General features: G+C 60.5%; 19 protein-coding genes, 3 tRNA genes and 1 pseudogene. 12 read left to right on the top strand and 11 right to left on the bottom strand.

Annotation, left to right across the window (positions count from 1 at the left end):
* Positions 1-315: 315 nt before the first annotated feature.
* Positions 316-522: a hypothetical protein gene (locus tag WQQ_RS18385; protein ID WP_007186761.1), complete on the bottom strand. Its 207-nt coding sequence runs from the start codon at positions 520-522 to the stop codon at positions 316-318.
* 531 nt (positions 523-1053) lie between these two features.
* Between WQQ_RS18385 and WQQ_RS18390 the strand changes: the two genes are divergently transcribed.
* Positions 1054-2100: a PLP-dependent cysteine synthase family protein gene (locus WQQ_RS18390; RefSeq protein ID WP_007186762.1), complete on the top strand. Its 1047-nt coding sequence runs from the start codon at positions 1054-1056 to the stop codon at positions 2098-2100.
* Between the two features lie 122 nt (positions 2101-2222).
* On the opposite strand, the pseudogene WQQ_RS18395 reads toward WQQ_RS18390, so the two are convergent.
* Positions 2223-2900 (bottom strand): annotated as a pseudogene (locus WQQ_RS18395) (IS5/IS1182 family transposase); the annotation flags it as partial.
* Here WQQ_RS18395 and WQQ_RS24475 point away from each other — a divergent pair.
* Entirely contained in the window at positions 2808-3131 is a 324-nt protein-coding gene (locus WQQ_RS24475) for a hypothetical protein (RefSeq protein ID WP_157534771.1), read from the top strand. The pseudogene WQQ_RS18395 and the gene WQQ_RS24475 overlap by 93 nt on opposite strands.
* A 204-nt stretch (positions 3132-3335) precedes the next feature.
* On the top strand, positions 3336-7736 hold the full coding sequence (locus tag WQQ_RS24480) for an RHS repeat-associated core domain-containing protein (protein WP_007186764.1): 4401 nt from the start codon (positions 3336-3338) through the stop codon (positions 7734-7736).
* A gap of 434 nt (positions 7737-8170) precedes the next feature.
* On the opposite strand, the gene WQQ_RS24485 is transcribed toward WQQ_RS24480, so the two are convergent.
* The 3 genes from WQQ_RS24485 to WQQ_RS23885 form a co-directional block, all read right to left on the bottom strand.
* The gene (locus tag WQQ_RS24485) at positions 8171-9844 is read right to left on the bottom strand and encodes a P-loop ATPase, Sll1717 family (protein ID WP_007186765.1); all 1674 of its coding nucleotides are present in this window, start codon (positions 9842-9844) and stop codon (positions 8171-8173) included.
* 53 nt (positions 9845-9897) lie between these two features.
* Entirely contained in the window at positions 9898-11091 is a 1194-nt protein-coding gene (locus WQQ_RS18410) for a ribonucleotide-diphosphate reductase subunit beta (RefSeq protein ID WP_050997753.1), read from the bottom strand.
* 220 nt (positions 11092-11311) lie between these two features.
* Positions 11312-12067 (bottom strand): DUF2214 family protein, encoded by a 756-nt coding sequence (locus tag WQQ_RS23885; RefSeq protein ID WP_007186767.1) that lies wholly within the window; start codon positions 12065-12067, stop codon positions 11312-11314.
* 155 nt (positions 12068-12222) lie between these two features.
* Between WQQ_RS23885 and WQQ_RS18425 the strand changes: the two genes are divergently transcribed.
* Positions 12223-12299 (top strand) — tRNA-Pro (locus WQQ_RS18425).
* A 115-nt stretch (positions 12300-12414) separates the two neighbouring features.
* On the opposite strand, the gene astD is transcribed toward WQQ_RS18425, so the two are convergent.
* The 3 genes from astD to WQQ_RS18440 form a co-directional block, all read right to left on the bottom strand.
* Entirely contained in the window at positions 12415-13899 is a 1485-nt protein-coding gene (gene astD / locus WQQ_RS18430) for a succinylglutamate-semialdehyde dehydrogenase (RefSeq protein ID WP_202800703.1), read from the bottom strand.
* Positions 13896-14906, bottom strand: a complete 1011-nt coding sequence (gene astA, locus WQQ_RS18435; protein ID WP_007186769.1) for an arginine N-succinyltransferase — start codon at positions 14904-14906, stop codon at positions 13896-13898. The genes astD and astA overlap by 4 nt, the downstream gene beginning before the upstream one ends.
* A gap of 190 nt (positions 14907-15096) precedes the next feature.
* A complete protein-coding gene (locus tag WQQ_RS18440) occupies positions 15097-16311 on the bottom strand; it encodes a hydrolase (RefSeq protein WP_007186771.1) in 1215 nt (404 codons plus the stop codon).
* A gap of 135 nt (positions 16312-16446) precedes the next feature.
* Here WQQ_RS18440 and WQQ_RS18445 point away from each other — a divergent pair, with 135 nt between their 5' ends.
* The 7 genes from WQQ_RS18445 (at position 16447) to WQQ_RS18475 (ending at position 22767) form a co-directional block, all read left to right on the top strand.
* Positions 16447-17277 carry a transporter substrate-binding domain-containing protein gene (locus WQQ_RS18445; protein ID WP_083844640.1) on the top strand — a complete coding sequence of 277 codons (831 nt, stop codon included), beginning with the start codon at positions 16447-16449 and terminating at the stop codon, positions 17275-17277.
* 195 nt (positions 17278-17472) lie between these two features.
* A complete protein-coding gene (locus tag WQQ_RS18450) occupies positions 17473-18420 on the top strand; it encodes an amino acid ABC transporter permease (protein WP_007186773.1) in 948 nt (315 codons plus the stop codon).
* A complete protein-coding gene (locus WQQ_RS18455) occupies positions 18413-19165 on the top strand; it encodes an amino acid ABC transporter ATP-binding protein (RefSeq protein ID WP_007186774.1) in 753 nt (250 codons plus the stop codon). The genes WQQ_RS18450 and WQQ_RS18455 overlap by 8 nt, the downstream gene beginning before the upstream one ends.
* A gap of 105 nt (positions 19166-19270) precedes the next feature.
* Positions 19271-19347: transfer RNA gene (locus WQQ_RS18460), tRNA-Arg, on the top strand.
* A gap of 189 nt (positions 19348-19536) precedes the next feature.
* Positions 19537-21402, top strand: coding sequence for an Ig-like domain-containing protein (locus WQQ_RS18465; protein ID WP_040454851.1), 1866 nt, complete (start codon positions 19537-19539; stop codon positions 21400-21402).
* Between the two features lie 75 nt (positions 21403-21477).
* Complete coding sequence (gene ald, locus WQQ_RS18470) at positions 21478-22593, top strand: alanine dehydrogenase (RefSeq protein WP_007186776.1); 1116 nt, start codon at positions 21478-21480, stop codon at positions 22591-22593.
* A 98-nt stretch (positions 22594-22691) separates the two neighbouring features.
* Positions 22692-22767: transfer RNA gene (locus tag WQQ_RS18475), tRNA-His, on the top strand.
* Positions 22768-22796: 29 nt separating this feature from the next.
* Here the strand turns inward: WQQ_RS18475 and WQQ_RS18480 are convergent.
* Together WQQ_RS18480 and WQQ_RS18485 are read right to left on the bottom strand one after the other, a co-directional pair.
* Positions 22797-23690: a carbon-nitrogen hydrolase gene (locus WQQ_RS18480; RefSeq protein ID WP_007186777.1), complete on the bottom strand. Its 894-nt coding sequence runs from the start codon at positions 23688-23690 to the stop codon at positions 22797-22799.
* Positions 23691-23724: 34 nt separating this feature from the next.
* Entirely contained in the window at positions 23725-24756 is a 1032-nt protein-coding gene (locus WQQ_RS18485; RefSeq protein WP_007186778.1) for an agmatine deiminase family protein, read from the bottom strand.
* Between the two features lie 162 nt (positions 24757-24918).
* Here WQQ_RS18485 and WQQ_RS23890 point away from each other — a divergent pair, with 162 nt between their 5' ends.
* Positions 24919-25089, top strand: a complete 171-nt coding sequence (locus tag WQQ_RS23890; protein WP_007186779.1) for an entericidin A/B family lipoprotein — start codon at positions 24919-24921, stop codon at positions 25087-25089.
* Between the two features lie 92 nt (positions 25090-25181).
* Here the strand turns inward: WQQ_RS23890 and WQQ_RS18490 are convergent, their stop codons facing one another.
* Positions 25182-25526, bottom strand: coding sequence for a hypothetical protein (locus WQQ_RS18490; protein ID WP_007186780.1), 345 nt, complete (start codon positions 25524-25526; stop codon positions 25182-25184).
* Between the last annotated feature and the right edge of the window lie 129 nt (positions 25527-25655).

Here is a 25655-nt window from a genome sequence, read left to right on the forward strand (position 1 = left end):
CAATAATCCTGAGTATCGGTATCGTCGGTGCCGGCCGAGAAATCGATCCCTCGGCCAGCCCAGCAACCTACTGGGTGCCTCATGGGCGGGCCTCGGCCCGCCTCTCTATTGACCGATCCGAAAAAGCACTCGCCCCCGAGGATGCGCCGGCACCCAACAAGTCCGCGCGCTGCATCTGTGCGCACCCCGCAGGGCGGTAGGTGACCTGCCATTTGCGGCGGGCTCGGCAAAACGGTGGCTTACGTCTTGGCCCAGCGGCCCGACGTTGCTAACGAGTTTTAAGAGGGGCGGCGACGTAAGCGCTCTGAGCGGCCATCAGCTCGCGAAGCAGGGGGACGCTCGGTCGACTTCGAAGGGCGCCGTCTCGTCGATGCTGGGCGGCCAGTCGAACGGTTTGATGCCACGGAACGAAACATCTTCTCCGAAGGTGTCCCGTTGCGGCAGGGCGCGCAGATCGTATTGACCGGGCTCGATGAGGCTATAACGCACGGCCAGCATCGCGAAGGCATTGTCCAGGCCCATCGGGCTCTTGGTGTAGACGCCGGTGCCGCGCCCGCTGGGCCACTGGTAGTAAGGGGGCCTGTTCCCTCGGCGATCACCAGCACGCGCCCCATGCCGACTCGCGCTCTGTCGAAGCCGGCACGCCATTCTTTCTTCAATGGAAGGGACCAGCCCGTCGAGGTCAAGCGATCTTCATTGGCCGCTTTGAGCAACTCTTCGGATGGCGTCAGCACCACCACGTCGCAACCCTTGGCTTTCAAGGTCTCCACGAGCTTGGCTCGCACCTCTTGCGCGAGCGGCGCGGGTGGAGCGGCGTGATGGAGGAAGCTGTTGAAGATCGTGGTTCCGAAGCGGTAGCGCACATATTTTTGTCTACCGCACTTCTGGCTTTGCCGAAGCCCAAACCCTGCCGGGCGAGCGTCGCGAACCGCGCCGGAAATGTGCACGGCGGCCAGCTTGGCTGCCACCGCAACACCACGGCACATGGCAGGCGCGATCGAATGATGCAAGCATCTTTGGCCCAAGAGCGGCGTATCGATAGCGAGGGATCACATGGCAAGGTTCGACAGCATTCTGGAAACCATCGGCAACACGCCGGTGGTGCGTATCAACCGGCTGGCGCCCAAGGGCGTCAATCTGTTCGTGAAGGTGGAAGCCTTCAATCCACTGGGCTCGGTCAAAGATCGCCTCGCGCTCGGCGTGATCGAGGCTGCTGAACGATCCGGACAGCTCAGGCCCGGCCAGACCGTGATCGAAGCCACCAGCGGCAACACCGGCATCGGCCTGGCGATGGTCTGCGCCGCCAAGGGCTATCCGCTGGTGGTGACCATGGCCGAACAGTTCAGCGTGGAGCGCCGCCGGCTCATGCGCTTTCTGGGCGCCAGGGTGGTGCTCACGCCGGCCGCAGGGCGCGGGCTGGGCATGGTCACCAAGGCCGCCGAACTGGCCGAAAAGCACGGCTGGTTCCTGACCCGCCAGTTCGAGAACCAGGCCAACGCCGACTTTCATGCCCGTACCACGGCGCAGGAAATTCTCAGGGATTTCGCAGGCGATTCGCTGGACTACTGGGTGACCGGCTACGGTACCGGCGGCACGCTCAACGGTGTCTCGCGCGTGCTGTCCAAGGAGCGGCCGGATACCAAGATCGTGGTCTGCGAACCGGCCGACGCCCAACTGCTCGGCAGCGGCCTGGAACAGGCTCGCAAGCCCGATGGCTCCGCCGCCGCCCCGCACAGCGCCTTCAACCCCCACCCGATGCAGGGCTGGACGCCGGACTTCATCGCCAAGCTCGTCGGCGATGCGGTGCAGAGCGGCAGCATCCATCGTGTGATTCCGGTGCCGAACGCCGAAGCGCTGCGGTATTCGTCGGAGCTGGCGAAGAAGGAAGGCATCTTCGTCGGCATCACCTCCGGCGCCACGTTCGCGGGTGCCCTAAGGATCGCCGCCGAAGCGCCGCAGGGCAGCAACATCCTCTGCATGCTTCCAGACACCGGCGAGCGCTACCTGAGCACGCCGCTGTTCGCCGACGTGCCGCAAGACATGACGGCGGCGGAGCTGGAGCTGTCGCGGTCTACGGAGAGCTGGCAGTTTTCGAGCTGATGGCGGGGGCCGTCTTACGCTGGGTCGAGGCGAGCAGCTTGATCGCGATGTAGTGCAGGCCCGCGCGAACGCGCGGCTCGCCCGAGCCATGCAGCACCAGGCCATACGAAGCCGCGAGCATGTCGCTTGAGGAGGCGGCGCAGCCGCTTGAACTGCCTGGCATGCGTATAGCCAGCAGCCGCGCGACGCCGCAGCGTCGGGCCTTCGCGCTCGTAGCGCTGCCGAAGCGTGATGCCACAGCGCAGCGCCAGCCGCACCAGCTTCTTGCGTACCACTTCGAGCAGGCGGCTGTCGGTGGGATACGCCACAGCTTTCTCTTGCACCGCGGTGTCGACGATCACGCGCGAAAGATCAGCCGGCTTGATCGCATTCAGCTCCTTGGCCGCGGCGATGCTCTGCGCCAGCAACTCTTCCACCCCGGCTTCGCCCAGGCGCTTGCGAAAGCGCGTCAGCGACGAGGGATCGCAGGGAAAGCGGGTTTGAAAGAACACTTCGCCGCAGAAGAACTGCCAGTACGGGTTTTCCAGCCAACGCTCGCAGAGAGCTTCGTCCGACAAGTTGTACGCATGCTTCAGGTACAGCAGCCCGCACATCAAGCGCAGCGACAGAGCAGGACGGCCGCCCGCCTTGGGCTCGGCTGGCAACAGGCTCGACAAACGCTGGGCCATGGCGTCCCAGGGCATCACCGCCGAAAGCTTGCACAGCGAATGCCGCAGATCGATCTGCGCATCCAGGCGATTGCGAAACAGGTCGGTCGAAACCGACGCGGCGCTCTGAGCGGGAGTGGGCTGATGCCGCATGCGAAAACCCTTGCTGAAATTGCCAGGAATCCATCAGCCGGCATTATCTTTCCGGCAATTTCAGCATGCCATTTCCGCGCCTATCTGGCTGTCTGGGAAAGACTTTTCGGATTCTTCAGGGACGACGAATTCGCCTCACGCTTGCCTGTTACAACTGCGGGGCGCGGCTTGTCCAGGGCCTGCTGTCTGAATCCGTCAGATAAATTCCGCGGTCTGCGAAAACCGCTTTAAGTGGATGTAATCGGCATGGGCACCGATTCCACTCATCCAGCACCCCGTGCTCCGAGAACTGCCGCCGCCAGATGCCATGGCGCGGAAGCGATACCTGTAATTTCTTACAGGCGCCCCCTGGATTCAACTTTGACATGCTGTTTCATCAGCGTTGCAGTCGATACGACGCGGCTTCTAGCGACATGGCAATAAATTGGGGGAAAAATGGCTCTCGTTGCAAAGGTCTCAAAGCAGTTCATCAGACCAATCGGAATTCAGAAAAAAGTACTTTTCCATCTGCGCTCCGCGCTACTTGCGTCTATCCCGTTAGGTATGGCGCATGCTGATTTTGACAACAGGCCCATAATCCTTACGGACGGCGGTGGTATTGACACCGTCTATGTGACCATGAGCGGGCTGGGAGCTTGGGGCTTCATACCACCTTCCGTCGGCACAGTTAGCCACCCAAGAACCACTGGCCATTCCGATGGCGGCGCTACCCGGCCTAGTAAAAATCCGGGTAACACTCCCAACGATGAAGAAAAACCGGGCCCGGACAAAAAGGGCGCCTGTGAGGTTTCGGATAACCCGGTAATCATTGCAAGCGACACGAAGGTGAAGTCGGAAGTCGACTTCCAAACTGCGCATTTGTATCCACTTGAATTACGTCGCGTTTACAACCAAACCAACGACATAAAGGGGATATTTGGCGATCGTTGGTCAACGGAATTCGATAAATCTTTAGGCTTCGGCCTGAGCGGCGGCGCAATATGCAATGCCATACCCGGTCAGTCTACGGCTTGTGTCAATGCGTCCACTGTAGTGGAGAAAGTTGTCGCCAAACGTCCTGATGGTGGCCAACAGACGTATAACTGGTCTCCTACAGCTCAGCGATATGAAAATCCGGCACCTGATGCCGATGATTGGATCATTCGAAATGTCGATGGAACGTGGACACTGCAAAATAAGTCGGGACCCTACGAGAATTATTCAATTACTGGTTTCATCACTTCGTCGAGGGACGATACCAATATTGGCTGGACATTTTCGTACGCATCAAACCGCCTTCAAACCGCAACGCACAGCAATGGCCTATCTGTGCAGTTCGGGTGGACAGGTAATGTCGTCACCTCGGTATCTGATCCGGCAGGGAATCTCTACTCGTACGCGTATAACAGCTCCGGATACCTCTCGTCAGTAACGTACCCAGGCTCGCCGACAAGTGTCCGTGTGTACCACTATGAAAATGGCAGCTTTCCGTGGGCGCTGACTGGCATATCAATCGATAACAAGCGGTACAGCTCGTACGCATATCGTAGCGATGGACGCGTTAGTGAGAGTGGATTGGACGGCGGCTTCGAGAAACTGACATTCGCTTACGGATACAACCCCAACAACATCATGCATGTGACCAATGCAGCTGGAGCGAGGGCCACCTATTGGTATGATTTGACAAACGGAAGGAAAAAGCTGGTTCGAATTGACACCACGGGCATCACAAGCTGTCCTGACACACAGTCGAGCATTACCTATGACGTTAATGGCTTCCGTGGTGAATCAGTAAACGAACGTGGGGTAAAGACCGACTATTCCTACAGTGCGAATGGTCTGCTTCAGAGTGTGACTACGGGCATCGATGCTTCGAACCCGGGAGAGGAGCGCACCACCGTCAATGACTGGGACGTGACGCGAAACCGCCTTAACTGGACTAAGAAACTAGGCCCGAACTCCTCGCCGATTAACATCACCAACTACTCATATTTTCCAGATTCGTCGTCTCTAAAAAACAGAGTCAGCTCAATCTCTGTCACCAACCTAACGAGTAACGGCACGCCTAACCAAGTTCAGTCGACGAGTTATACCTATACCCTTCACTCCAATGGCATACCGCAAACGATTACAGTCGCGGGGCCCAGTGGCACTATTACTCGTACCTATGACTCATATGGGCGCTTACTTTCCGTTCGAGACGCAGTCGGGTCGCAGACCAACTATTCAAACTTTAATAATCTTGGTCTGCCAAGCACAATCAGTTATCCCCCGGGTGTTGTCGTCAGCTATACGTATGATGCTCGGGGTCGGGTAAAAACCGTTTCTCGAAATGTGGACGGTACACTGGCGACTACCACCTTTACGTACAACGGCATGGGTAAGGTAACTAAGTATCAATCACCGACTGAGACTACGAATTTCACTTACGATAATGCTGGGCAAATGATCAGTAGATCGGGAGGCAGTCGGAGCTATGCAACTACAATTGTGGGCTCCTCAATGCCAACTACTGCTATCGCCACCTCTTCGCTTAAATACTCGTACAACTTACTTGGTAAGCTGCAGAAGATCACAGGTGTCATCGATACGATGCGAGAAGAGTGCGCTCCACCCTCGAGCGGAGCTAATTGCGAACCGATCGACGTTACTCGCCAGTCCACGTTCTATACCAAGGAGTGGGTATACGATTCTTTGGGACGGGTAACTAACGTCAAGGGCAATAATGGCCAGAACACGCGGTACGCTTATGACAGTAATGGCAATGTGAGCAAGATTACAGACTCGTTAGGTAGGGTATCGCTCTATACCTATAACGCGCACGATGAGGTGAAAACCGCAAAAGACCCACTCAACAAGACAACGTCATATGAATACGACGGCCTTGGCAACTTAGCCTCGGTGACCGATGCTCGGCTTAATCGAACTGACTATTACCGTGATGGCTTCGGCCAAGTAGTAACTGAATCAAGCCCGGATCGAGGCATCATTAGTCGTGTATTTGATGAAAAAGGACGTCCTTACAATATGACGGCGGCTGACGGAGTTCTGACAGTTATCAACTACGATGGTGCGAACCGCCCTACTAGTTTATCAGCTGGCTCAGTAACGCAATCCTTCAGCTATGACACGTGCACCAATGGACAAGGAGCTCTATGTTCTGATTCGGATTCCAGCGGTAGTTCAACCAGCTATAGTTACCGTCCCAATGGACAAGTCGCATCTTTAACAGAAACGGTTAACGGCACTGCTTATACAACGGGTTACACGTACGATGCTGGGGATCGTGTGAGCACTATCACTTATCCAGGCGGAAATGTTGTGACCTACACCTATGGCCCGCTGTCGCAGGTCGCGTCGGTGAAAGTAAAAATCGGCAACGTCACTTCGAATATCCTTACAAGTTCACTTTACGCAGGCGTAGGTTTCGGCCCTTGGTCAAGACTGGACCTCGGAAACGGTGATTCGCTAAGCAGAGCGTTCGACCTCGATCTGCGCCCTACTACTACATATGCGTCGCCGTCGAATGCAATTTCCATGAGCTTCGCTTACAACGCAGCCAACGAGGTCACCAAGCGGACGGACAACGTCAATAGCAATCTGACCCAGACATATGGATATGACCCGCTGTCACGATTGAAATCGGTGACTTCTACGGCTGGCAATCAGTCCTGGACGTTAGACGATGTTGGCAATCGCAACACGCACGTATGGGGAGGCAGCACTGATACTTACACTGTGGACGGGACAAGCAATAGAGTTTCTGCAATCACTGGTAGCCGAGCCAAATCGTTTGGATTTGATGCCGACGGAAATGTAACCACGAAGTCCGGAACCGGAGGCAATTACGGCTACGCGTATGATGGACTTAACCGTCTAAAAACGCTCACTAGTGGCAGCAGCCAGACAAACTATTCTTATAACGTGAAGCATCAACGCGTGCGTAAGGCTGGGCCTGGAGGTTCGTTCTCATACGTGTACGGTGGATCAGGAACCCCGCTGGGCCAGACGTCGAGTGGAGGGACTACCCTTACGACCCAGTACATCTGGCTCAACGGCAGCGCTATCGCAATGATCCGAAATGGAGTCATTTACTATGTTGCGAATGATCAGGTCGGAAGGCCAGAAGCAATAACTAATTCTTCTCGCACTGTGGTGTGGAGAGCGAATAATTTCGCTTTTGATCGAACCGTTACCACTAATAGTATTGGTGGATTCAACCTTGGATTTCCAGGCCAGTACTATGATGCCGAATCAGGACTCTGGTACAACTGGAATCGATACTATGATTCGAGTATCGGGCGGTATTTGCAGAGCGATCCGGTCGGATTACAAGGCGGGCTTAATACCTATGCCTATGCTGGCGGGAATCCAATCAGCTTCGTTGATCCATATGGACTTTATTGCCTCTCCGAATCGGAACTGGATGCCGCGGCCGCAGCAATCGGAGGAGGACTTGCGGGAGCAATAGATGTCGGAGCTAAGGGGTTTGCTGTTGGCGGTATTCCTGGCGCGATCGTTGGCGGTGTTTTGGGGGGAGCAAGAGGCGCCGCCGTTGCAGTGGGCACAAGCACGGTCGCAAGTGGCATTGGATTGAATTCGTCTGCGCTAGGAAGTGGTCTTGCTGAGCAGGGCAATTGGAGAGCGCGTGGCGTGGCGGCGGTGGGCGGATACATTGGAGGTGCCTTAGGTGAAGCGGGGAGCATGCACGGTCCTAATCTTCCCGGGTCTATTGTCGCAGGCGCTATCGGCGGTGCGATTGGCGGAAATCCAGTAGCAGGGGCTGTCGGTGGTGTCGTTACAGCACTTGCGAAAGAAGCACTGGCGGCGGGCAATAACTGCGGATGCGGACAGTAGGGGGGCGTTATGGGTTGTCCAGTATGTGGGAAACGGCTTCCATTGGGTGTGCAGATTTTTGAGAAGCGGGGGGGCAATTTTCCTTGCCCTCACTGTAAAACCACGATATATCGCCGTAGCGAGTACGTCGTGTTGGAATGGGTCATCTTTGGCGTAGGGTTGCTATTGCTAATGCTGTTGGACCGGATAGAGGCGACGCATGCAACTAGACTTGGGATCTTTTCGTTGTATGGAATCTTTTACGTCGGTGGGTTGATGCTTTTCCAACGCGTTGTCCGCTACTCTGTGAAAGGTAAAGAGCGGGGCTAGCGCTTATAGGTCGACAGTGGATAATCCGATTCAAAAATAAACTGGATAGTCGTCGTCCTGTGCATAACCAAGTGACAAGTGCAGTCGAGCAAAGCAGCCGGGCGAAGAAGAAAGTTCGCTGGGAATTATGGATAGCTATCCTGCAAAAGTGAAATATTACTATCCGGTATTACATTAAGTGCCTGCCAGACCATTCTATGTATTTTGATTCGATTGCATCGTGAAGCTTCGCCAATGGAAATTTTTGGCTGATCTTTCCATGCCCAACACATAGCATCATTTGAGTCGGTCTTTATTCCAAGAATGCCAACTTGATATAAGGTCTGAATTATCGTCCGGAGAATATCATCTCTAGTTGCATTAAATGTCGAGTCCCCTAGCTTTAAAGCATCTCTAACGCAAGGATCAGTAGGGTTTCCCTCCCAAAGCTTTGTAATAGTATCTTCAAGTTTGTACTTCTTTATGTATTCTGGATTTAGTTGGCTCGGCGCGCCTCTAAGTATTTCGACTGTGATATCCAAGGATGGATATATGTCTGCCCATTCTTCTTGTAGGGACTTTATTCGCTTTTCGGAGTAGACGTTTTCGGCTTTTCGTATGTCATTGATTGAGATTTTCGACTTATCCGAGGCGATTTTGAAGGTCTCATTAACAAATTGTATTATATCTCGTGGCCTGCGGAGAGTTCGTTGTATCATGTAGTCAAATGGTGTTACGCCGCCACCACTGCTTTTAGGAGTTGGGAAGAGATCATCAAATGTTATTCTTTGACGAGAGTATTGTCGCTCGAAAACTGCAGTTACTCTTTTGTTTACTAAGCTTTTCAAACTAGATTCTGTCCAGTTAAGTTCAAGTAATAGGGCTTCGTATTTTTCTTCCTGGAAACCACTGTCTCGAGTTTTATCATAGACCAATGCAAGAAGGTCGCGACGTAAAGCGACTACTATTTTTACCGAATCAAGTTGCCTAAATGTTTTAATTTCTTCTATAAGTGCTCTGATAAGTCTGCATCTAGTATCGGTTCCGGCCCAGTTATCGTCTAGGCCATCAATCAGCACGTAGAATTTTTTCTGCGGATCTCCTAGTAAATCTTCATCAGCTAGAAGTTCTAGTACTTCTCCTAGCTTTCTGATTTGAGCATCATTAACTATCCGCTTTGCACGCTGACTTAGTTCGTTTTTTTGCTCTTCTGAAATTACGCGTTTTGCATTGGCCTCTCCTTTGATTTCGCTAAAATCAAGGCTTAATGCTCCGCCAAGCTGATTCTCCAGCTTGCGTGTTACTTCTTTGACTCTTAGTTCAGTTTCTTCCCAGAATTTTTCTCCCCACTCTTGAAGATAGCTGAGCGCCTTCTTTTTTTTCTCATTAGAGGAGAATTTTTTAGCTAGAGTGTCAAATATTGTATGTTGCTTTAGAGAGTCTGTTATCTTGAATCTACACTTTAATAGTTCTACAACTAAGACATGTCGCCAAAGAAGTTTAAAGAAAGTATTTAAATTGACATCCAATTGCTCAACAAATTGCAGGATTGTAGAGTTTTCGATGTAATGAAAAGACAATGTTTGCGGATCAAGATAAACTGATTTTTCGCAATCTTCCTTTAGTTTTAAGATAAGGGCACTTTTCCCTGATCCGACTCGTCCTAAGGCAATGGATTTTGGATTAGCACAATCTTTGGCGCTGATATATTCGTCTGATTCAATGAAGCAGTCAGATAGTAGGGCTTTGTCGGATTCAGCGTCGAGCTCCCCGATCTTGGTGTGTTTTTTTAGCCTGATAGGATTAACTTCAATATCCATGTTCGTATGTCGTCGAGAGGGCAAAAAAAAGCCCCTGTAAAGGGGCTCAAGTTTCAGTCCCAGCTGAGTGCACCACCGGTTTGATACTCGGTGACTCTAGTCTCGAAGAAGTTCTTCTCCTTCTTGAGATCGATCACCTCGCTCATCCACGGGAACGGGTTCTCGGCGCCGGGGTAGATTTCCTTGAGGCCGATCTGGTTGCAGCGGCGGTTGGCGATGTACTGCATGTACTCGTTGAACATGCTGGCGTTGAGGCCCAGCACGCCGCGCGGCATGGTGTCGTGGGCGTAGCGGATTTCGAGTTCCGTCGCCTCGACGATCATCTTGCGCGCTTCTTCCTGGAACTCAGCGGTCCACAGGTGCGGGTTTTCGATCTTGATCTGGTTGATCACGTCGATGCCGAAGTTCATGTGCATGGCTTCGTCGCGCATGATGTATTGGATCTGCTCGGACGCGCCCACCATCTTGTTGCGGCGGCCGAAGCTCAGCAGCTGCACGAAGCCCACGTAGAAGAAAATGCCTTCGAACACCACGTAGAAGGCGATCATGTCGCGCAGCAGGCGCTGGTCGTTCTCGGGCGTGCCGGTGTGGAAGTTCTCGTCGGCCAGGCTCTGCGTGTACGGCAGGCTCCAGGCGGCCTTGTCGTGGATGCTCGGCACTTCGCGGTACATGTTGAAGACTTCGGCTTCGTCGAGGCCGAGGCTTTCGATGATGTACTGGTAGGCGTGGGTGTGGATCGCCTCTTCGAAGGCCTGGCGCAGGATGTACTGGCGGCACTCGGGGTTGGTGATGTGCTTGTAGACGGCCAGCACGAGGTTGTTGGCCACCAGCGAGTCGGCGGTGGAGAAGAAGCCGAGGCTGCGCTTGATGATCATGCGCTCGTCTTCGGTCAGGCCCTTGGGGTCGTTCCAGAGCGCGATGTCGGCGCTCATGCCCACTTCCTGCGGCATCCAGTGGTTATTGCAGGCGGCCAGGTACTTCTCCCAGGCCCACTTGTACTTGAAAGGCACCAGCTGGTTGAGGTCGGCGCGGCAGTTGATGATCTTCTTGTCGTCGACGTGGATGCGGCCGGCACCCATCGTCAGGTCTTCGAGACCCGTTGCACCGGCGACGCCAGGGTTGGGGGCGGAAGCCACTACGGCCGCCGGAGCGGAGCGGGGGGCGGAGACAGGCGCGGACTGCTGGGCGAGCAGGCGCGGGTCAGGCTTGGCGGCGGAGCTAGCGGGGGCATCGTCCCATTCCAACATCGTTCAATCCTTTTTGTTTGAGTTGCCCAGGGCCAGAAGATTCAACGCGCTGGCGGGCAGGTTTTTCGATTCATGAGAGCCGGCTGGCGGGTATGCACCGGGCATTGGAGCCGGGTGGACCGCTGGCGACGGACGTGGCTCTAGGTTGCTCCGCCACGCCGGGAGCGTCAAGGGGAAAAACACTATTGGTAGTAGTGCTCTGTGTGGCTGGGCACTCGATTCATGAATGAGATACCCCCTGAGTCGCTTCGCGCCCTCCCCCTGGAAGGGGGGCGCCACCCTCGCTGCGGGGCGGCGCGGCCGGCCCAGGCCCTTGCTCGGTGGCAACTGGCTTGGTGCATGCCGGCTGCATACGTGGCGCCATGAAAGTTTGAAAGGCTAGGCAGCTTGAGCAGGTACATCTGCGCGAACACGGCGCCGACGAGCAGGAAGACGGCGATGTAATGCAGCGTGGCGATGATGACGGGGACGAGCATGTCGGGCTGGCGGTGGCTGGCTGAAGGTGCGGGGAGGTTCGGGGGTATTGGGGCGGGGTGCAAGGGGTGGAGAGCGTGGGATGCTTCTCCGGCCGACCCTCTCTCCCCCGCTGCGCGGGGACTCTCTCCCGCAAGCGGGAGAGAGGAACGGTGGGCTCGGTCGGGCCGGGCAGGCCGGCGTCGACGGCTTTCTTCCAGCGCCGGTAGCGGATCGTCGGGCCTATCGACAGCAGGGCCGAGACGATGAACAGCGTGAGCGCGAGGTGAAAGGCGCCATTGTGGAAGTAGTAGGCCATGCCCTTGGCATGCGCCGCGTTGCCGAAGCCGGAGATCAGAATCGCCACGGCGCCGATGCCGAAGACGATGTCGGCGCGCGCGATGCCGCGCACGGCATCCGCGCTCGGCGGCAGCTTGAGCAGGTACATCTGCGCGAACACGGCGCCGACGAGCAGGAAGACGGCGATGTAATGCAGCGTGGCGATGATGACGGGGACGAGCATGTCGGGCTGGCGGTGGCTGGCTGAAGGTGCGGGGAGGTTCGGGGGTATTGGGGCGGGGTGCAAGGGGTGGAGAGCGTGGGATGCTTCTCCGGCCGACCCTCTCTCCCCCGCTGCGCGGGGACTCTCTCCCGCAAGCGGGAGAGAGGAACGGGGGGCGGAATGTAGCGCAGCCTGGTAGCGCACTTGCATGGGGTGCAAGGGGTCGCGAGTTCGAATCCCGCCATTCCGACCATGCATGTCCCCTCTCCCGCTTGCGGGAGAGGGTGGTCCGAAGGACCGGGAGAGGGGCCGCCTGGAAAAGAGAACAGACCCTGCCGGCCCATTCCTTCAACCCCCGGCCTGCTCCTTCACCCCAACTCAACCCCCGGCGCCAACTCCTTCGGCAACTCGCTGCGATCCGCCGCCATCATCGCCACCGGATACGCGCAGTAATCGGCCGCGTAATACGCGCTCGGCCGATGGTTGCCCGATTGCCCGATGCCGCCGAACGGCGCGGCGCTCGAGGCGCCCGTGGTCTGGCGGTTCCAGTTGACGATGCCGGCCTTGATCTCGAGCGAGAACTGCTCCCACTGCGCGGCCGACTCCGACAGCAGAGCGGACGACAGCCCATAGCGCGTGCGGTTGGCGAGCCGGATGGCCTGGTCGAACTTGTCGTAGCGGATCAGCTGCAGCAGCGGGCCGAAGTATTCCTCGTCGGGCAGATGCTTGATGGCGGTCACGTCGAGCAGGGCCGGCGAGACGAAGGCCGCACCGAGCGGCAGGCGCTTCATCGTGACGAGTGCCTGCGCGCCTTGCGCGATGAGCTGCGTCTGCGCGGCGAGCAGCTGGTCGGCCGCGCGCACCGAGATCAGCGGGCCCATGAACGGCTGAGGCTCGTCGTCCCAGGCGCCGATGCGAATCTTGCCGATCGCCGCCACCAGCGCTTCGATCAGCGCATCGCCGGGCTTGCCCTTGGGCACGAACAAACGCCGCGCGCAGGTGCAGCGCTGGCCCGACGACAGATACGCCGATTGCAGGATGTCGTAGACCGCTGCTTTCAGATCACCCGGAGAGGCGCCGAGCTCGCCGACGATCAGCGGATTGTTGCCGCCCATTTCGAGCGCGAGGATGCGCCCCGGATGCGCGGCGAACTGCTGCTGCAACAGCAGGCCCGTGCGCGAGCTGCCGGTGAAGAACAGGCCATCGAGATCGTGATGCTGCGCCAGCGCTTCGCCGGTGGCGCGCTCGCCTTGCAGCAGCTGCAGCACGCCGGGCGGAATGCCGGCTTCTTCCCAGTATTTGACGGTTTCTTCGGCCACGCGCGGCGTGAGCTCGCTGGGCTTGAAGATCACGCAATTGCCGGCGAGCAGTGCCGGCACGATGTGCCCGTTGGGCAAATGCCCCGGGAAGTTGTACGGCCCGAACACCGCGACGACGCCATGCGGTCGATGACGCAGCGCGGTGCGCACGTTGCCGGCTTGTCCGTCCTGCGAGCCCGTGCGCTCGTGATAGGCCTTCACCGAGATGTCGACCTTGTTGATCATGGTCGTGACTTCGGTGCGCGTCTCCCACAGCGGCTTGCCGGTTTCCTGGCTGATGATGCTCGCGAGCGATTCCGCATTGGCCTTGAGCTGTTGCGCGAACTTGCGCGTTATCGCTTCGCGCTCGGCGAAGCTCGTGCGGCCCCAGCTCTTGAACGCGGCGCGTGCGGCGTCCATCGCGCGCTGCACGTCGGTGGAACTGGCGGCGTTACCTTCCCAGACCGCGTCCATCGTCGCCGGATCGAGGCTGACGAATTCACGGCCGCCGCCGGCGTGGCGCTGGCCGTCGATGAACAACCAACCCGAGCTCACAGGGCCACCACGCGCACGGATTCGCGGGCCTGCACGCCGAGCGCCTGCGCGAGTTCGGCGCTGATGCTCACGCTGTTCTCGCCCGGCGTGAGTTGGGCGAGTGCGCAGCGGAACCCATGCAGGCGATCGTTGGCGATCAGGTGCGTGTTGCCGCTGCTGGCGTCGGTGATCTGGCAGGGCAGCAACTGCGATTTACGGATCGAGCGGATGTCCATGAGCGGCGCTTCCACGGTCGGGCCTCCGTCGAAGATATCGACATAGTTCTGATAGCGGAACCCTTCCTGCTCCAGCAGGTGCAGCGCGGGCGCGGTCTGCGGATGCACGCGGCCCATCACGGCTTGCGCTTCGGGCGGCAGCAAAACGGAATAGATCGGATGCGGCGGCATGAGCTCGGCGATGAAGGCCTTGTTGCCCATGCCGACGATGTGCTCGGCGGCTTCGTAATCGATGCTGAAGAAATGCCGGCCCAGGCCTTCCCAGAACGGTGATTGGCCTTTTTCGTCGGAGACACCGCGCATTTCGGCGATCACTTTCTCGGAGAAGCGGGCAGGGAAGTTGCCCATGAACAGGAAGCGGCACTTCGACAGCAAACGCCCCGCGCCACCGCTGCGGAACTCCGGGCGCAGGTAGAGCGAGCAGAGCACCGAGGTGGCGGTGTAGTCGTTCGACAGATGCAGCGTCGGAATGCGGTTGTAGACGCCGAGTTCGCGATTGGCGTGCACGGTGACGCCGACGTGATAGTTGTAGAACGGCTCGTCGAGCCCGCAGGCCGCTTCGATCGCGCAGCAGCCGCCGATCTCGCCGGTGTTGCTGTCTTCGAGCACGAACATGTAGCGCTCGTGGCCGGCGGTCTTCACGTCGGTATCGAAGGATTGCACGGAGAGCGCAATCTTCTTGGCGAGGAAGTCCTTGTCGGGCGGCAGCGAAGTGAAGCCCGCGCCGGCGGTCTGCGCCATGTGGACGAGGTCGTCGAGATCGTCGGGGCGGATGGGGCGGATGAGTTTCATGGTTTGGTTATGGACATTTGTTGTTGCATCGATTTGATCCCCTCTCCCGCGTGCGGGAGAGGGTGGCGCGTAGCGCCGGGTGAGGGAGCGCTCTCCGGTAACGCGCCTGCCGTTTGCGACCTTTGTTCCCTCACTCCCCGCCTGCGGCGGGACTCTCTCCCGCACGCGGGAGAGAGGAAAAAGCGAAGACTCACGTCCAAACCAACTCCCCGCTCGCAAGCCTCAGCAGCAGCAGCGCCGACAACTTCGCGCGCTCGCTCAAGCTCGAAACCCGCATCCATTCGCGCTCCGAATGAATCTCGCCGCCGACGACGCCGAGGTTGTCGATGTTCGGCAGCCCATGCGCGGCGAGGTTGTTGCCGTCGCAGCAGCCGCCCGTGGGCTTGAACTGCAGGTCGAGATTCAGCTCGCGACCGCAGTCGCGAATCATCTCGGCGAGCCGCTGATGGCGTTCGTCGAAAACCTTGGGTGGACGCGTGAAGCCGCCGCGCAATTCCACGCCATAGCCCTCGCGCGCGTTGAGCCGCGTGAGCAGCAGGTCGAGCTGATCGTGCAGCCAGCATTCGTCGGCTGGCTGCGAGGTGCGGACGTTGAACTTGAAGATGCACAGATCCGGCACGATGTTGAGCGCGCCGCCGCCGCGCACGTAACCCGGATTCAAGGTGAGGCCTTCGCGCTGGCCGTTGAGCGCTGCGATGGCGCCGATCAGTTCGGCGCTCGCGGCGATGGCGTTGCGGCCCTGCTCGGGATTGCGGCCCGCATGCGCGGCGCGTCCATGCACGATCAGGTCGAAATTGCCGCTGCCCTTGCGTGCGGAGGCGAGATTGCCGTCGGCGTAGGCGGGTTCGTAGATCAGGCCCAGATGGTGGCGCCGAGCGGCCTCGGCGAGCAGCGGCGCCGAGCCGCGGCTGCCGATTTCCTCGTCCGGGTTCAGCAGCACTTCCCAGCCGATGCGGTTGCGCAGCGGCGAGCGTTCGAGTGCGGAGATCGCGGCCCACATCACCAGCAGGCCGCCCTTGAGGTCGGCGACGCCGGGGCCGTTGAGGCGATCGGCGCCCTGTTCGGTGGTGTGCTGGAACGGGCTGTCGGCCGCGTAGACCGTGTCCAGGTGCCCGCAGAAGAACACCTGCAGCGGCGCCTCGGGCCGCTTGCGCAGGCGCAGGGCGTGGCCGATGGGGCGTTCGCGTTCGCTGCCGTCGTCCGCAGTGGAGCGGTAGGCGGGCAGGGCGAGCCTTTCGGCCTGCGCCTGCAGCGGCGCGTAGAGCGCCTGCATGCGCGCGCCCACCGCATCGACGCCCGCGGCGTTGAAGCTGCCGGAGTTGATGGCGCAGAGCTGCAGCAGTTCGGCGCGCAGGGCGGGCAGCTGCTCGTCTATCCATTGCAACGCGGCACGATGATCGGCCATGGCGGTGACGTTCGGGATGACGGCCCATGGTAGGCGAGGCGGATCGCCACCGCCTGGGTGGAATCACCGGGTCACGATCCGGCATGCCGGATGCTAGGCTTGACCGGTTGATTCCACGATTCGATCGAGAGTTGCATGAGAAAAGGCTGGCGGGGAGGCCTGTTGGCGCTGTGCGCCGCGCTGCTGTGGCTGCCGGCCGCGGTGGCCTGGGGCCAGGACGCGTCGACGCCGTCCGGGCCTTCGGTGCTCGACGAGATCAAGGCGCGCGGCGAGCTGCGCGTGGGGCTCGAAGCGGGCTACATGCCGTTCGAGATGCGTGACAAGCGCGGCGGCATCATCGGCTTCGACGTCGACCTGGCCAAGCTCATGGCGCGCAAGCTCGGGGTCAGGCTCACGCTCGTCAACACGCAGTGGGACGGCATCATCCCGGCGCTGCTGACGGGCAAGTTCGACGTGCTGATGTCGGGCATGACGATCACCGAGGACCGCGCCAAGCAGGTCGACTTCGCCGACCCGTACATCATCATCGGCCAGAGCGTGATCATGCAGCCCAAGCTCGCCGCGACCGTCCACGGCGTGGACGATCTGAACAAACCCGAATACATCGTCGCGACCAAGCTCGGCACCACGGGCGATACCGCCGCTGCGCAATACATGCCGCGTGCGCAGATCATGAAGTTCGAGACCGAGGCCGAAGCCTTGCTGCAGGTGCGCAGCGGACGCGCCCACGCCTTCGTCTACGACCTGCCGTACAACGCGGTCTACATGGCGCGCAACCCCGGCACGCTCGCGCATCTGTCCAAGCCGTTCACGCGCGAGGAACTCGGCTGGGCGATCCGCAAGAACGATCCGCGCTGGCGCGCCTGGCTCAACGATTTCCTCGCCGGCGCGCATCGCGACAAGGCCTACGATGCGCTGTATGGCAAGTGGTTCGAGCGCACGGCCTGGCTGAAGCTGGTGAATTGACGATGAGCCACGTGCAAGCTGTTTTGCTCCCCTCTCCCGCGTGCGGGAGAGGGTGGTCCGAAGGACCGGGTGAGGGAGCATTGTGTGGAGTGGTCGCTCTCTTTTCGACTCGCGAACCCTCACCCCCCGCTACGCGGGACCCTCTCCCGCACGCGGGAGAGGGGACAGCCTGGACAGCGTCGATCGGTGCTACGCATGTCTAACCCCAACAACCGATTCGCCTGGACCGCCGTCTACTTCGCCATCATCGCGCTGATCATCGGTGGCATCTACGCGATGTCGACGCGCGTGAACTACGACTGGAACTGGTCCGACGTTCCGCAGTATCTCGTCAGCACCACCGGCCAGGAGCTGCGCGCTCCGTTCGACGGCTACGTGACGATCGCCGAGGACGGCAAGTCGCTCACGCTCGCCGAATACGAAGGCGAGCGTAAGCAGACCTACACCGATTTCGCCGACACCTACGCGGAGAGCGGAGACCTGGTGTTCCGCGACGATCTGCTCGCGTATCAGGCCGGGCTCAAGCCGGGCATTCTGCTCGTGGGCCTGTGGATGACGCTGAAACTGTCGGCGGTGTCGCTGGTGTTCGCGCTGCTGCTCGGGCTCGTCGCCGGGCTCGGCCGCGTGGCCGACAACCCGGCCGCCAAGCGCCTGTCGTCGACCTACGTCGAGCTCATTCGCGGTACGCCGCTGCTCGTGCAGATCTTCATCGTCTACTTCTTCATCGGCACGGTGCTCAAGCTGTCGGCGTTCACGGCGGGCGTCGCGGCGCTCGCGGTGTTCACCGGTGCCTACATCGCCGAGATCGTGCGCGGGGGCATTCAGTCGGTGCCCAAAGGGCAGATGGAGGCGGCGCGCAGCCTCGGGATGAGCTACACGCAGGCGATGCGCCACGTGATCCTGCCGCAGGCGCTCAAGAAGACGCTGCCTTCGCTGGCCGGGCAGTTCATCAACCTGATCAAGGATTCGTCGCTGGTCTCGGTGATGGCGCTGACCGACCTGACCAAGGCCGGGCGCGAGATCGTGAGCTCGAACTTCCGTCCGTTCGAGGTCTGGTTCACGGTCGCGATCATGTACCTGCTGCTCACCGGCAGCCTGTCGTGGCTGGTGCGCCGGCTCGAGAAGAGGATGGCGCATGACTGAGTCCGACCAGGAGATGCTGATCAGCGCCACCGGCGTCGACAAGTGCTACGACAACGGCACGCAGGCGCTCAAGAACGTGGATCTGCAGGTGAGACGCGGCGAAGTCGTCTGCATCGTCGGGCCGAGCGGTTCGGGCAAGAGCACGCTGCTGCGCACGCTCAATGCGATGGAGACGATCACCGGCGGCGAAGTGATCGTCGACGGCATCTCCGTGCATGCGCGCGGCACCGATCTGAACCGGCTGCGCACGAACGTGGGAATGGTGTTCCAGCAGTTCAACCTGTTCCCGCACATGACCGTGATCGAGAACGTGATGCTGGCCCCGATCAAGGTGCTCAAGTGTTCGCCGGCCGAGGCGCGCGAGCGGGCCGAAAAGCTGCTCGCCAAGGTCGGCCTGGCGGAGAAGGCCGATGTGCATCCGGGCCAGCTCTCGGGTGGCCAGCAGCAGCGCGTCGCGATCGCGCGGGCGCTCGCGATGCAGCCGGCGATCATGCTGTTCGACGAACCCACCAGCGCGCTCGATCCCGAAATGGTCGGCGAGGTGCTCGACGTGATGAAGACCCTCGCTCGCGAGGGCATGACCATGTGCGTGGTTACTCACGAGATGGGCTTTGCGCGCGCGATGGCCAACCGCGTGATCTTCATGGACGCCGGCCAGATCCAGTGCGAGCAGCCGCCTGCTACTTTTTTCACCGAACCGAAAAACGAGCGCCTGCGCAGTTTTCTCGGGCAGGTGCTCAAGTAGCGCCGGTTGCCGGCCGCTGCTGACGTGGCTGACACCGGCAACGAAATATCGGGCCGGCGACTTTAACTTTATGTAAGTGGATCGCCCCCGTTAAACTAGGCCGATGTCCCCGTAGCTCAGCTGGATAGAGCGCACGCCTCCTAAGCGTGAGGTCGCAGGTTCGACTCCCGCCGGGGACGCCATCTCTCGAACGCATGCGGCCGCCCAGATGCCGCCGCCCGCCCATCGCGCCATCGGCCGCGCCCATCGAACCGAAAAGTTTTGCGACGAACCTCTCGGCGAGCATTCGCGCTGAGAACGGGTGCGTTATCCCTCGCCCCGCAACGGCGGTAGCATCCGCCTGCACAAGCCGCCGCATCGTCGGAGCGATCATGAAACAACTCAAAGCCACCGCCTTGCTGATGTCCTTGCTGCTGGCCGCCTGTGGCGGCGGCGGTGGATATAGCGATGACGATGATGGAGGCGGCGATGGTGGCAGTGGAGGCGGTAGCGCTACGGTTTCGCGCGTGATCCTGCTTTCGAGCTCTCCGCAGCTGCCTTCTGCGGCCGACCAGCCGACCGAGGGCATCACGCTGTCGGCGCAGGCGCTCGACGCCAGCGGCAACCTGATTACCGCTTCCACGATCAACTTCTCGATTCCGCCGAGCAGTGGCGCGTTGATTGTCGCGGCCGACGACGGTTCAGGGACGCGCACGGCCACGCTGACCACGGCGGGAGACCCTACGCCGCGCACGATTACGGTCACTGCAACTGCTGCCACGACCTCAGCGGCGGGAGTGAGCGCTTCGCGAGACATCCCTGTAACAGGCACTACGCTGACGCTGACCGGGCCGGACGCCATCGGATTTGGTCGGGGTGGTCAGTACGTTGCGACCCTGCTCGATTCCGCTGGTGCGGGTATCGGCGGAGCACCGATCACTTTCAATTCGTCAGCCGGCTCTTTGTCGGTGATGAACGCGACGTCGAACTCGGTGGGCGTTGCCCAGACCACGCTGACCGGAAGCGCCTCGGGCAATGTCACCGCGCAGGCGCTGGGGCTGTCGGCTACTCGCAGCGTGGCGATTTCGTCCGACCAGTTCAGCATTCTGGCGCCGACCGAAGCGAGCAATATCGCGCTCAATACCCCACAGCCGATCAGTGTGCAGTGGTTGCGGGAGGGCTCCGCTACCGAGACTGCCGGAGCAACAGTGAATCTATCGGCATCGCGCGGAACGGTTACGCCCAATACGGTGACTCTTGACGACAGCGGACGCGCAACGGCTTCTATCACTTCGGCCAATGCCGGTGGAGCCGTTATCGTTGCGAGCAGTCCTGCGCTAACGCAGCCCTCGACGTCGGTTTCGGTGGAGTTCGTCGCTACGACGGCCTCGGCTATCAACGTCCAGGCCTCGCCCGCGACGCTTCCAGTTGGAGAGAGCAGTGTGGTGACCGCTACCGTGCGCGACGCGGCCGGTAACCTCGTCAAGAACAAGACTGTTGACTTCACTTTGACCGATGTTTCGGGGGGAACTTTGTCGGCTCCGAGCGCGGTCACAAGCAGCCAGGGCAAGGCATCGGTGACCTACAACGCATCAAGCGTGTCGTCCGCTGACCGAGGCGTGCAGGTGCGAGCGGTGGTGCGCGATACGCCATCAGTGTTTTCGACCGTCGCCTTCACCGTTCGCGGTCAAGCACTGCGTATCACCTTGGGCACCGGCAACGAAATTTTTGAGCCCAATGAAACAACCTACCAGCTCCCCTACACGGTACTGGTCACCGACTCATCGGGTAATGCGGTGACCGACGCGACATTCCGGCTCAGCGTGCTGCCGGTGGCATATCGAAAGGGCATGTATGCTCAGGTTGACGTCGATGGCGATGACACCGCTGATGCCTGGGCTCCAATAGTCTCGACATTCTGCGACAACGAAGACGTTGACTATGACGGTGTGCTCGATCCCGGTGAGGACTTCAACGGCAATACGCGACTCGATCCAGGCAATGTGGCGTCTGTCCCCGCGACGCTCGCGCTGGATAGCACAGGCGCCGGTCAGTTCAACATCACATATCCGCAGGATCGGGCCAGCTGGGTCGTGGTGGAGCTGCGGGGTGTAGCCACTGTCGCGGGAACGGAGTCAACCGAAAGCGCCATTTTTGTATTGCCGGCTTCCGCGCCGGATCTCAGCAATCTGGATGTTTCGCCGCCAGGCGCGACCAGTCCCTATGCCACAGCTGGTAGCTGCGCATCCCCCAATTAACCCCAGGAATTCACTTCAGGCGTCAGCCGATCAGCCCATGAAATACTGCAGCCGTCCTAAATCCCGGAGGCTGCAATGCTCATCGGCACGCCCAAAGAAATCAAAGTTCACGAGTACCGCGTCGGGCTGACGCCGGCCGGTGTCAAGGAGCTCAAGGCTCACGGGCATCAGGTGATGGTGCAGGCTGGCGCCGGCAGCGGTATCGGAATCACCGACGAGGTGTTCCGCGCCGCGGGCGCGGAGATCGTTTCCAGCGCGCAGGAGATCTTCGCGCGCGCCGAGATGGTCATCAAAGTGAAAGAGCCGCAGCCGGTCGAGTGCAAGCTGCTGCGCGAAAACCAGCTGCTGTTCACCTATCTGCATCTGGCCCCCGATCCCGAACAGACCCGGGCGTTGGTCGACTCGGGTTGCATCGCCATCGCCTATGAAACCGTGACCGATCCGCGCGGCGGCCTGCCGCTGCTGGCGCCGATGAGCGAAGTCGCCGGCCGCATGTCGATACAGGCCGGGGCGCATGCGATGGAGAAGGCCCAGGGCGGCAACGGCGTGCTGCTCGGCGGCGTTCCGGGCGTGGCGGCGGCCGAGGTGCTCGTGATCGGTGGCGGCGTGGTGGGCTACAACGCGGCGCGCATCGCGGTGGGCATGGGCGCCAACGTGACGGTGCTCGATCGCTCGCTGCCGCGTTTGAACCAGCTCGACTCGCTGTTCCAGGGCCGGCTCAACACCATTTATTCGACCGTCGACGCGGTGGAGCACTACACGCAGCAGGCCGACCTCGTGATCGGTGCGGTGCTCGTCCCGGGCGCTGCGGCACCCAAGCTCGTCAATCGCCAGCATCTGCGTGCGATGAAGGACGGAGCGGTCGTCGTCGACGTGGCGATCGACCAGGGCGGCTGCTTCGAAACCTCGCGCCCGACCACGCACCAGAACCCGACTTATCTCGAAGAAGGCGTCGTGCATTACTGCGTCGCCAACATGCCGGGCGGAGTCGCGCGTACCTCGACGTTCGCGCTGACCAACGCGACGCTGCCTTTTGCGCTCGCGCTTGCGAACAAGGGCTACAAGCAGGCGCTCAGGGATGATGCGTATCTGCGCGAAGGCCTCAACGTGCATACGGGCAAGATCACCTACAAGGCTGTGGCCGAGGACTTGGGCTACGCGTATACGCCGGCCAGTGAGCTGTTGAATTGATTTGTTGACGTTCCTCTCTCCCGCGAGCGGGAGAGAGTCCCGCCATCGGCGGGGAGTGAGGGAGCACGGTCTGGAATGTGTGTGATGTCGAAGGGTGCGTGGCTGTAGCTCAGTTGGTAGAGTCCAGGATTGTGATTCCTGTTGTCGTGGGTTCGAGTCCCATCAGCCACCCCACCCGCGAGCGGGAGAGGGGACACGCGATATCAATCGCGATACCGTTTCACCAGATCCTCATACGCATCGATGCGCCGGTCGCGCAGGAACGGCCACCAGCGGCGCACGTTTTCCGAACGCGCGAGGTCGATGTCGACGACGAGCGTCTCGGCTTTTTCGGTGCCGGCCTGGGCGATGAATTCGCCCTGCGGGCCGACTGCGAAGCTCGATCCCCAAAAGGTCGCGCCCTTGAGCGATCCGGTCGGGTCCGCTTCGTGGCCGCAGCGATTGGCGACGATCACGGGCAGGCCGTTGGCGACCGCGTGCGAGCGCTGGATGGTGATCCAGGCGTCGCGCTGGCGGGCCTGTTCTTCCTGCGTGTCTTCGGGGTTCCAGCCGATCGCGGTCGGGTAGAACAGCAGGTCGGCGCCGGCCAGTGCCATCAGCCGCGCGCCTTCGGGATACCACTGGTCCCAGCAGACCAGGATGCCGAGCTTGCCGAGGCTGGTCTCGATCGGCTTGAAGCCGAGGTCGCCCGGTGTGAAGTAGAACTTCTCGTAGTAGCCCGGATCGTCCGGAATGTGCATCTTGCGATACACGCCGGCGAGGCTGCCGTCCTTTTCAAGGACGACGGCGGTGTTGTGATAAAGCCCGGGCGCACGGCGCTCGAACAGCGAGCCGATGATGACGATGCCGAGTTCTTTCGCAAGCTCGCCGAGAAACTTCGTCGACGGCCCCGGAATCGGTTCGGCGAGGTCGAACAGCTCGGTCGATTCGTGCTGGCAAAAGTAGAGGCCCGTGTGCAGCTCCTGCAGCAGCACGAGCTGGGCGCCACGCGCGGCGGCGTCGCGCACGGCGGCGGCGGAGACCGAGAGGTTGTGTTCGCGATCGTCGGTGCAGGCCTGTTGGACGATGCCGATGCGCAGGGTTTTCTTCGATGCCATCTGTCTTGTGCCTCTCGAACTCTCGTGAGCGGACTCAGCCGCGTGCGGGCGCCTGCGGAATCTGCATGGTGACGCAGTGCAGGCCGCCGTACTGCAGGATGAGGGCGCGGCAATCGATGCCAATGACCTGGCGATCCTCGAAAACCTCACGCAGCTTCGACAGCGCGGGCTCGTCGTTGGCGTCGCCGTAGATCGGCACGAGCACGACGTTGTTCATGATCAAAAAGTTCGCATAGCCGGCCGGCAGGCGCTGGCCGTCTTCATCGTAGATCGGCGCGGGCAGCGGCAGTTCCACGAGGTCGTATGGACTGCCGTCGCGCGTGCGCAGCGCCGCGAGTTCTTCGGCGAGGCCCTTGAGGTCTTCGTAGTGCGCGTCGCTCGGATCGCTGCAACCCTGATACGCGATGGTGTGCGCGTCGCAGAAGCGGGCGATGGTGTCGACGTGGCCGTCGGTGTCGTCGCCGAGCAGATCGCCATGCTTGAGCCAGAGCACGCGCTCGATGCCGAACTCGCGCTTGAGCACGGCTTCGATGCCTTCGCGCGTCAGCTGCGGATTGCGCGTCGGTGCGAGCAGGCAGCGCTCGGTGGTCAGCAGGGCGCCGCAGCCGTCGACTTCGATGCCGCCGCCCTCGAGCACGAAATCCACCGTCTCGACTGGCGCGCTCCAGGCGCCGAGCCCGGCGAGCTTGCGCGTGAGCTGGTTGTCGCGCTCGGCCGAGAATTTGTTGCCCCAGCCGTTGAAGGTGAAATCCAGATGCACGAGCCGGCCGTCGCGAATCACCGTGATCGGCCCGTGGTCGCGAGCCCAGACGTCGTCCGATTCGACGCGATAGACGCGCAGCCGGGCCGGATGCGCCCCGGCCTGGATCAGCCGTTCGCGCAGATTGGCCGGATCAAGCCCGTAGTTGATGTGCACTTCCTGGTGCTGGCTGATGGCGACCGCGATGGCGACGAAATTGGCTTCCACGGCCTCGAAATGACGCGCGAAGTCACCGTCGGCACGCGGCCAGGTCAGCATCACGGCGGACTGGGGAGCCCATTCGGGCGGCAGGAAATTGCGGGGCATGGCCTTGAATCGGGGAGGCGGCGAGGGCCGCGACCTTACACCGGAATGATGTCAGCGGGAATGCGGCCGGCGCCGGCCGGAAACCGTTCAGTTGTGCGAGGGCATGCTGCCGCCGGGCATCGAGCCCATCACGAAAAGAAGCACCCAACGAAAGGACTCGTCATGAAAACCTTCAAACCGCTGTTCGGTACTGCCGCGACCCTGCTGCTGCTCTCGGGCTCGCTGTTCCTGACCGCCTGCAACACCATGGAAGGCGCCGGCAAGGACATCGAAGCGGGCGGCGAGGCGATCCAGAAGTGCGCCGATACCACGGATCCGTCCTGCAAGCGCTGAGCAGTCCGAGCTGGACCGCAGGGCGAATCATGCCTGCCACTGCCGTCGCCCGACCTGCACAGGCGAACGGTGGGTCGTGACTCGGCCTACTCCTAGCCTCCGCTGAGACCGTCGCGCCGGGCCAGCGGGGCCGGCGCGTCCGGTCGCACCGCGTGGATCACGTGCTGATTCTCGAAGAACACCGAGAAGCCGTCGTAATCCCAGCGCGTGATCGGGGGATGCCGGGGTGAATCCCCTCCCACCGCCGCGTGACGCTGCCTGGGCTCGCCGAATTGCCGGCTGACGGCCTGCATGCTCTCGCCTTTGTCCGGCAGGCCGCCTGACGCGGGTGCTGCAGTCGCAATCGGAGTGGGCTGCGAGCCTGCCGGCATCACGAGTTCCTCCGCCTGGGCCGACATCACGGCGAGCATCGACAACAGGGCTGCGGGCTTGATCATGGCAAGGGCTCGTCGAAGCGCATGGCCGAACTATAACCATTGCCAGCCGCAACGAACGGGACCCGCGCGACACCTGGGCGCAGGACGGTGATCGACGGCGTGCTGGGCCTTCACCTCGTCCCGATTTCG

Source organism: Hydrocarboniphaga effusa AP103 (assembly GCF_000271305.1).
Classification (GTDB): domain Bacteria; phylum Pseudomonadota; class Gammaproteobacteria; order Nevskiales; family Nevskiaceae; genus Hydrocarboniphaga; species Hydrocarboniphaga effusa.

Excerpts from the sequence above, each read along its gene's own strand:
- WQQ_RS18385 (WP_007186761.1), bottom strand. The coding sequence starts at position 522 with ATGGGCCTGGACAATGCCTTCGCGATGCTGGCCGTGCGTTATAGCCTC.
- WQQ_RS18390 (WP_007186762.1), top strand. The coding sequence starts at position 1,054 with ATGGCAAGGTTCGACAGCATTCTGGAAACCATCGGCAACACGCCGGTG.
- WQQ_RS24475 (WP_157534771.1), top strand. The coding sequence starts at position 2,808 with ATGCCGCAGATCGATCTGCGCATCCAGGCGATTGCGAAACAGGTCGGT.
- WQQ_RS24480 (WP_007186764.1), top strand. The coding sequence starts at position 3,336 with ATGGCTCTCGTTGCAAAGGTCTCAAAGCAGTTCATCAGACCAATCGGA.
- WQQ_RS24485 (WP_007186765.1), bottom strand. The coding sequence starts at position 9,844 with ATGGATATTGAAGTTAATCCTATCAGGCTAAAAAAACACACCAAGATC.
- WQQ_RS18410 (WP_050997753.1), bottom strand. The coding sequence starts at position 11,091 with ATGTTGGAATGGGACGATGCCCCCGCTAGCTCCGCCGCCAAGCCTGAC.
- WQQ_RS23885 (WP_007186767.1), bottom strand. The coding sequence starts at position 12,067 with ATGCTCGTCCCCGTCATCATCGCCACGCTGCATTACATCGCCGTCTTC.
- astA (WP_007186769.1), bottom strand. The coding sequence starts at position 14,906 with ATGAAACTCATCCGCCCCATCCGCCCCGACGATCTCGACGACCTCGTC.
- WQQ_RS18440 (WP_007186771.1), bottom strand. The coding sequence starts at position 16,311 with ATGGCCGATCATCGTGCCGCGTTGCAATGGATAGACGAGCAGCTGCCC.
- WQQ_RS18445 (WP_083844640.1), top strand. The coding sequence starts at position 16,447 with ATGAGAAAAGGCTGGCGGGGAGGCCTGTTGGCGCTGTGCGCCGCGCTG.
- WQQ_RS18450 (WP_007186773.1), top strand. The coding sequence starts at position 17,473 with ATGTCTAACCCCAACAACCGATTCGCCTGGACCGCCGTCTACTTCGCC.
- WQQ_RS18455 (WP_007186774.1), top strand. The coding sequence starts at position 18,413 with ATGACTGAGTCCGACCAGGAGATGCTGATCAGCGCCACCGGCGTCGAC.
- WQQ_RS18465 (WP_040454851.1), top strand. The coding sequence starts at position 19,537 with ATGAAACAACTCAAAGCCACCGCCTTGCTGATGTCCTTGCTGCTGGCC.
- ald (WP_007186776.1), top strand. The coding sequence starts at position 21,478 with ATGCTCATCGGCACGCCCAAAGAAATCAAAGTTCACGAGTACCGCGTC.
- WQQ_RS18480 (WP_007186777.1), bottom strand. The coding sequence starts at position 23,690 with ATGGCATCGAAGAAAACCCTGCGCATCGGCATCGTCCAACAGGCCTGC.
- WQQ_RS18485 (WP_007186778.1), bottom strand. The coding sequence starts at position 24,756 with ATGCCCCGCAATTTCCTGCCGCCCGAATGGGCTCCCCAGTCCGCCGTG.
- WQQ_RS23890 (WP_007186779.1), top strand. The coding sequence starts at position 24,919 with ATGAAAACCTTCAAACCGCTGTTCGGTACTGCCGCGACCCTGCTGCTG.
- WQQ_RS18490 (WP_007186780.1), bottom strand. The coding sequence starts at position 25,526 with ATGATCAAGCCCGCAGCCCTGTTGTCGATGCTCGCCGTGATGTCGGCC.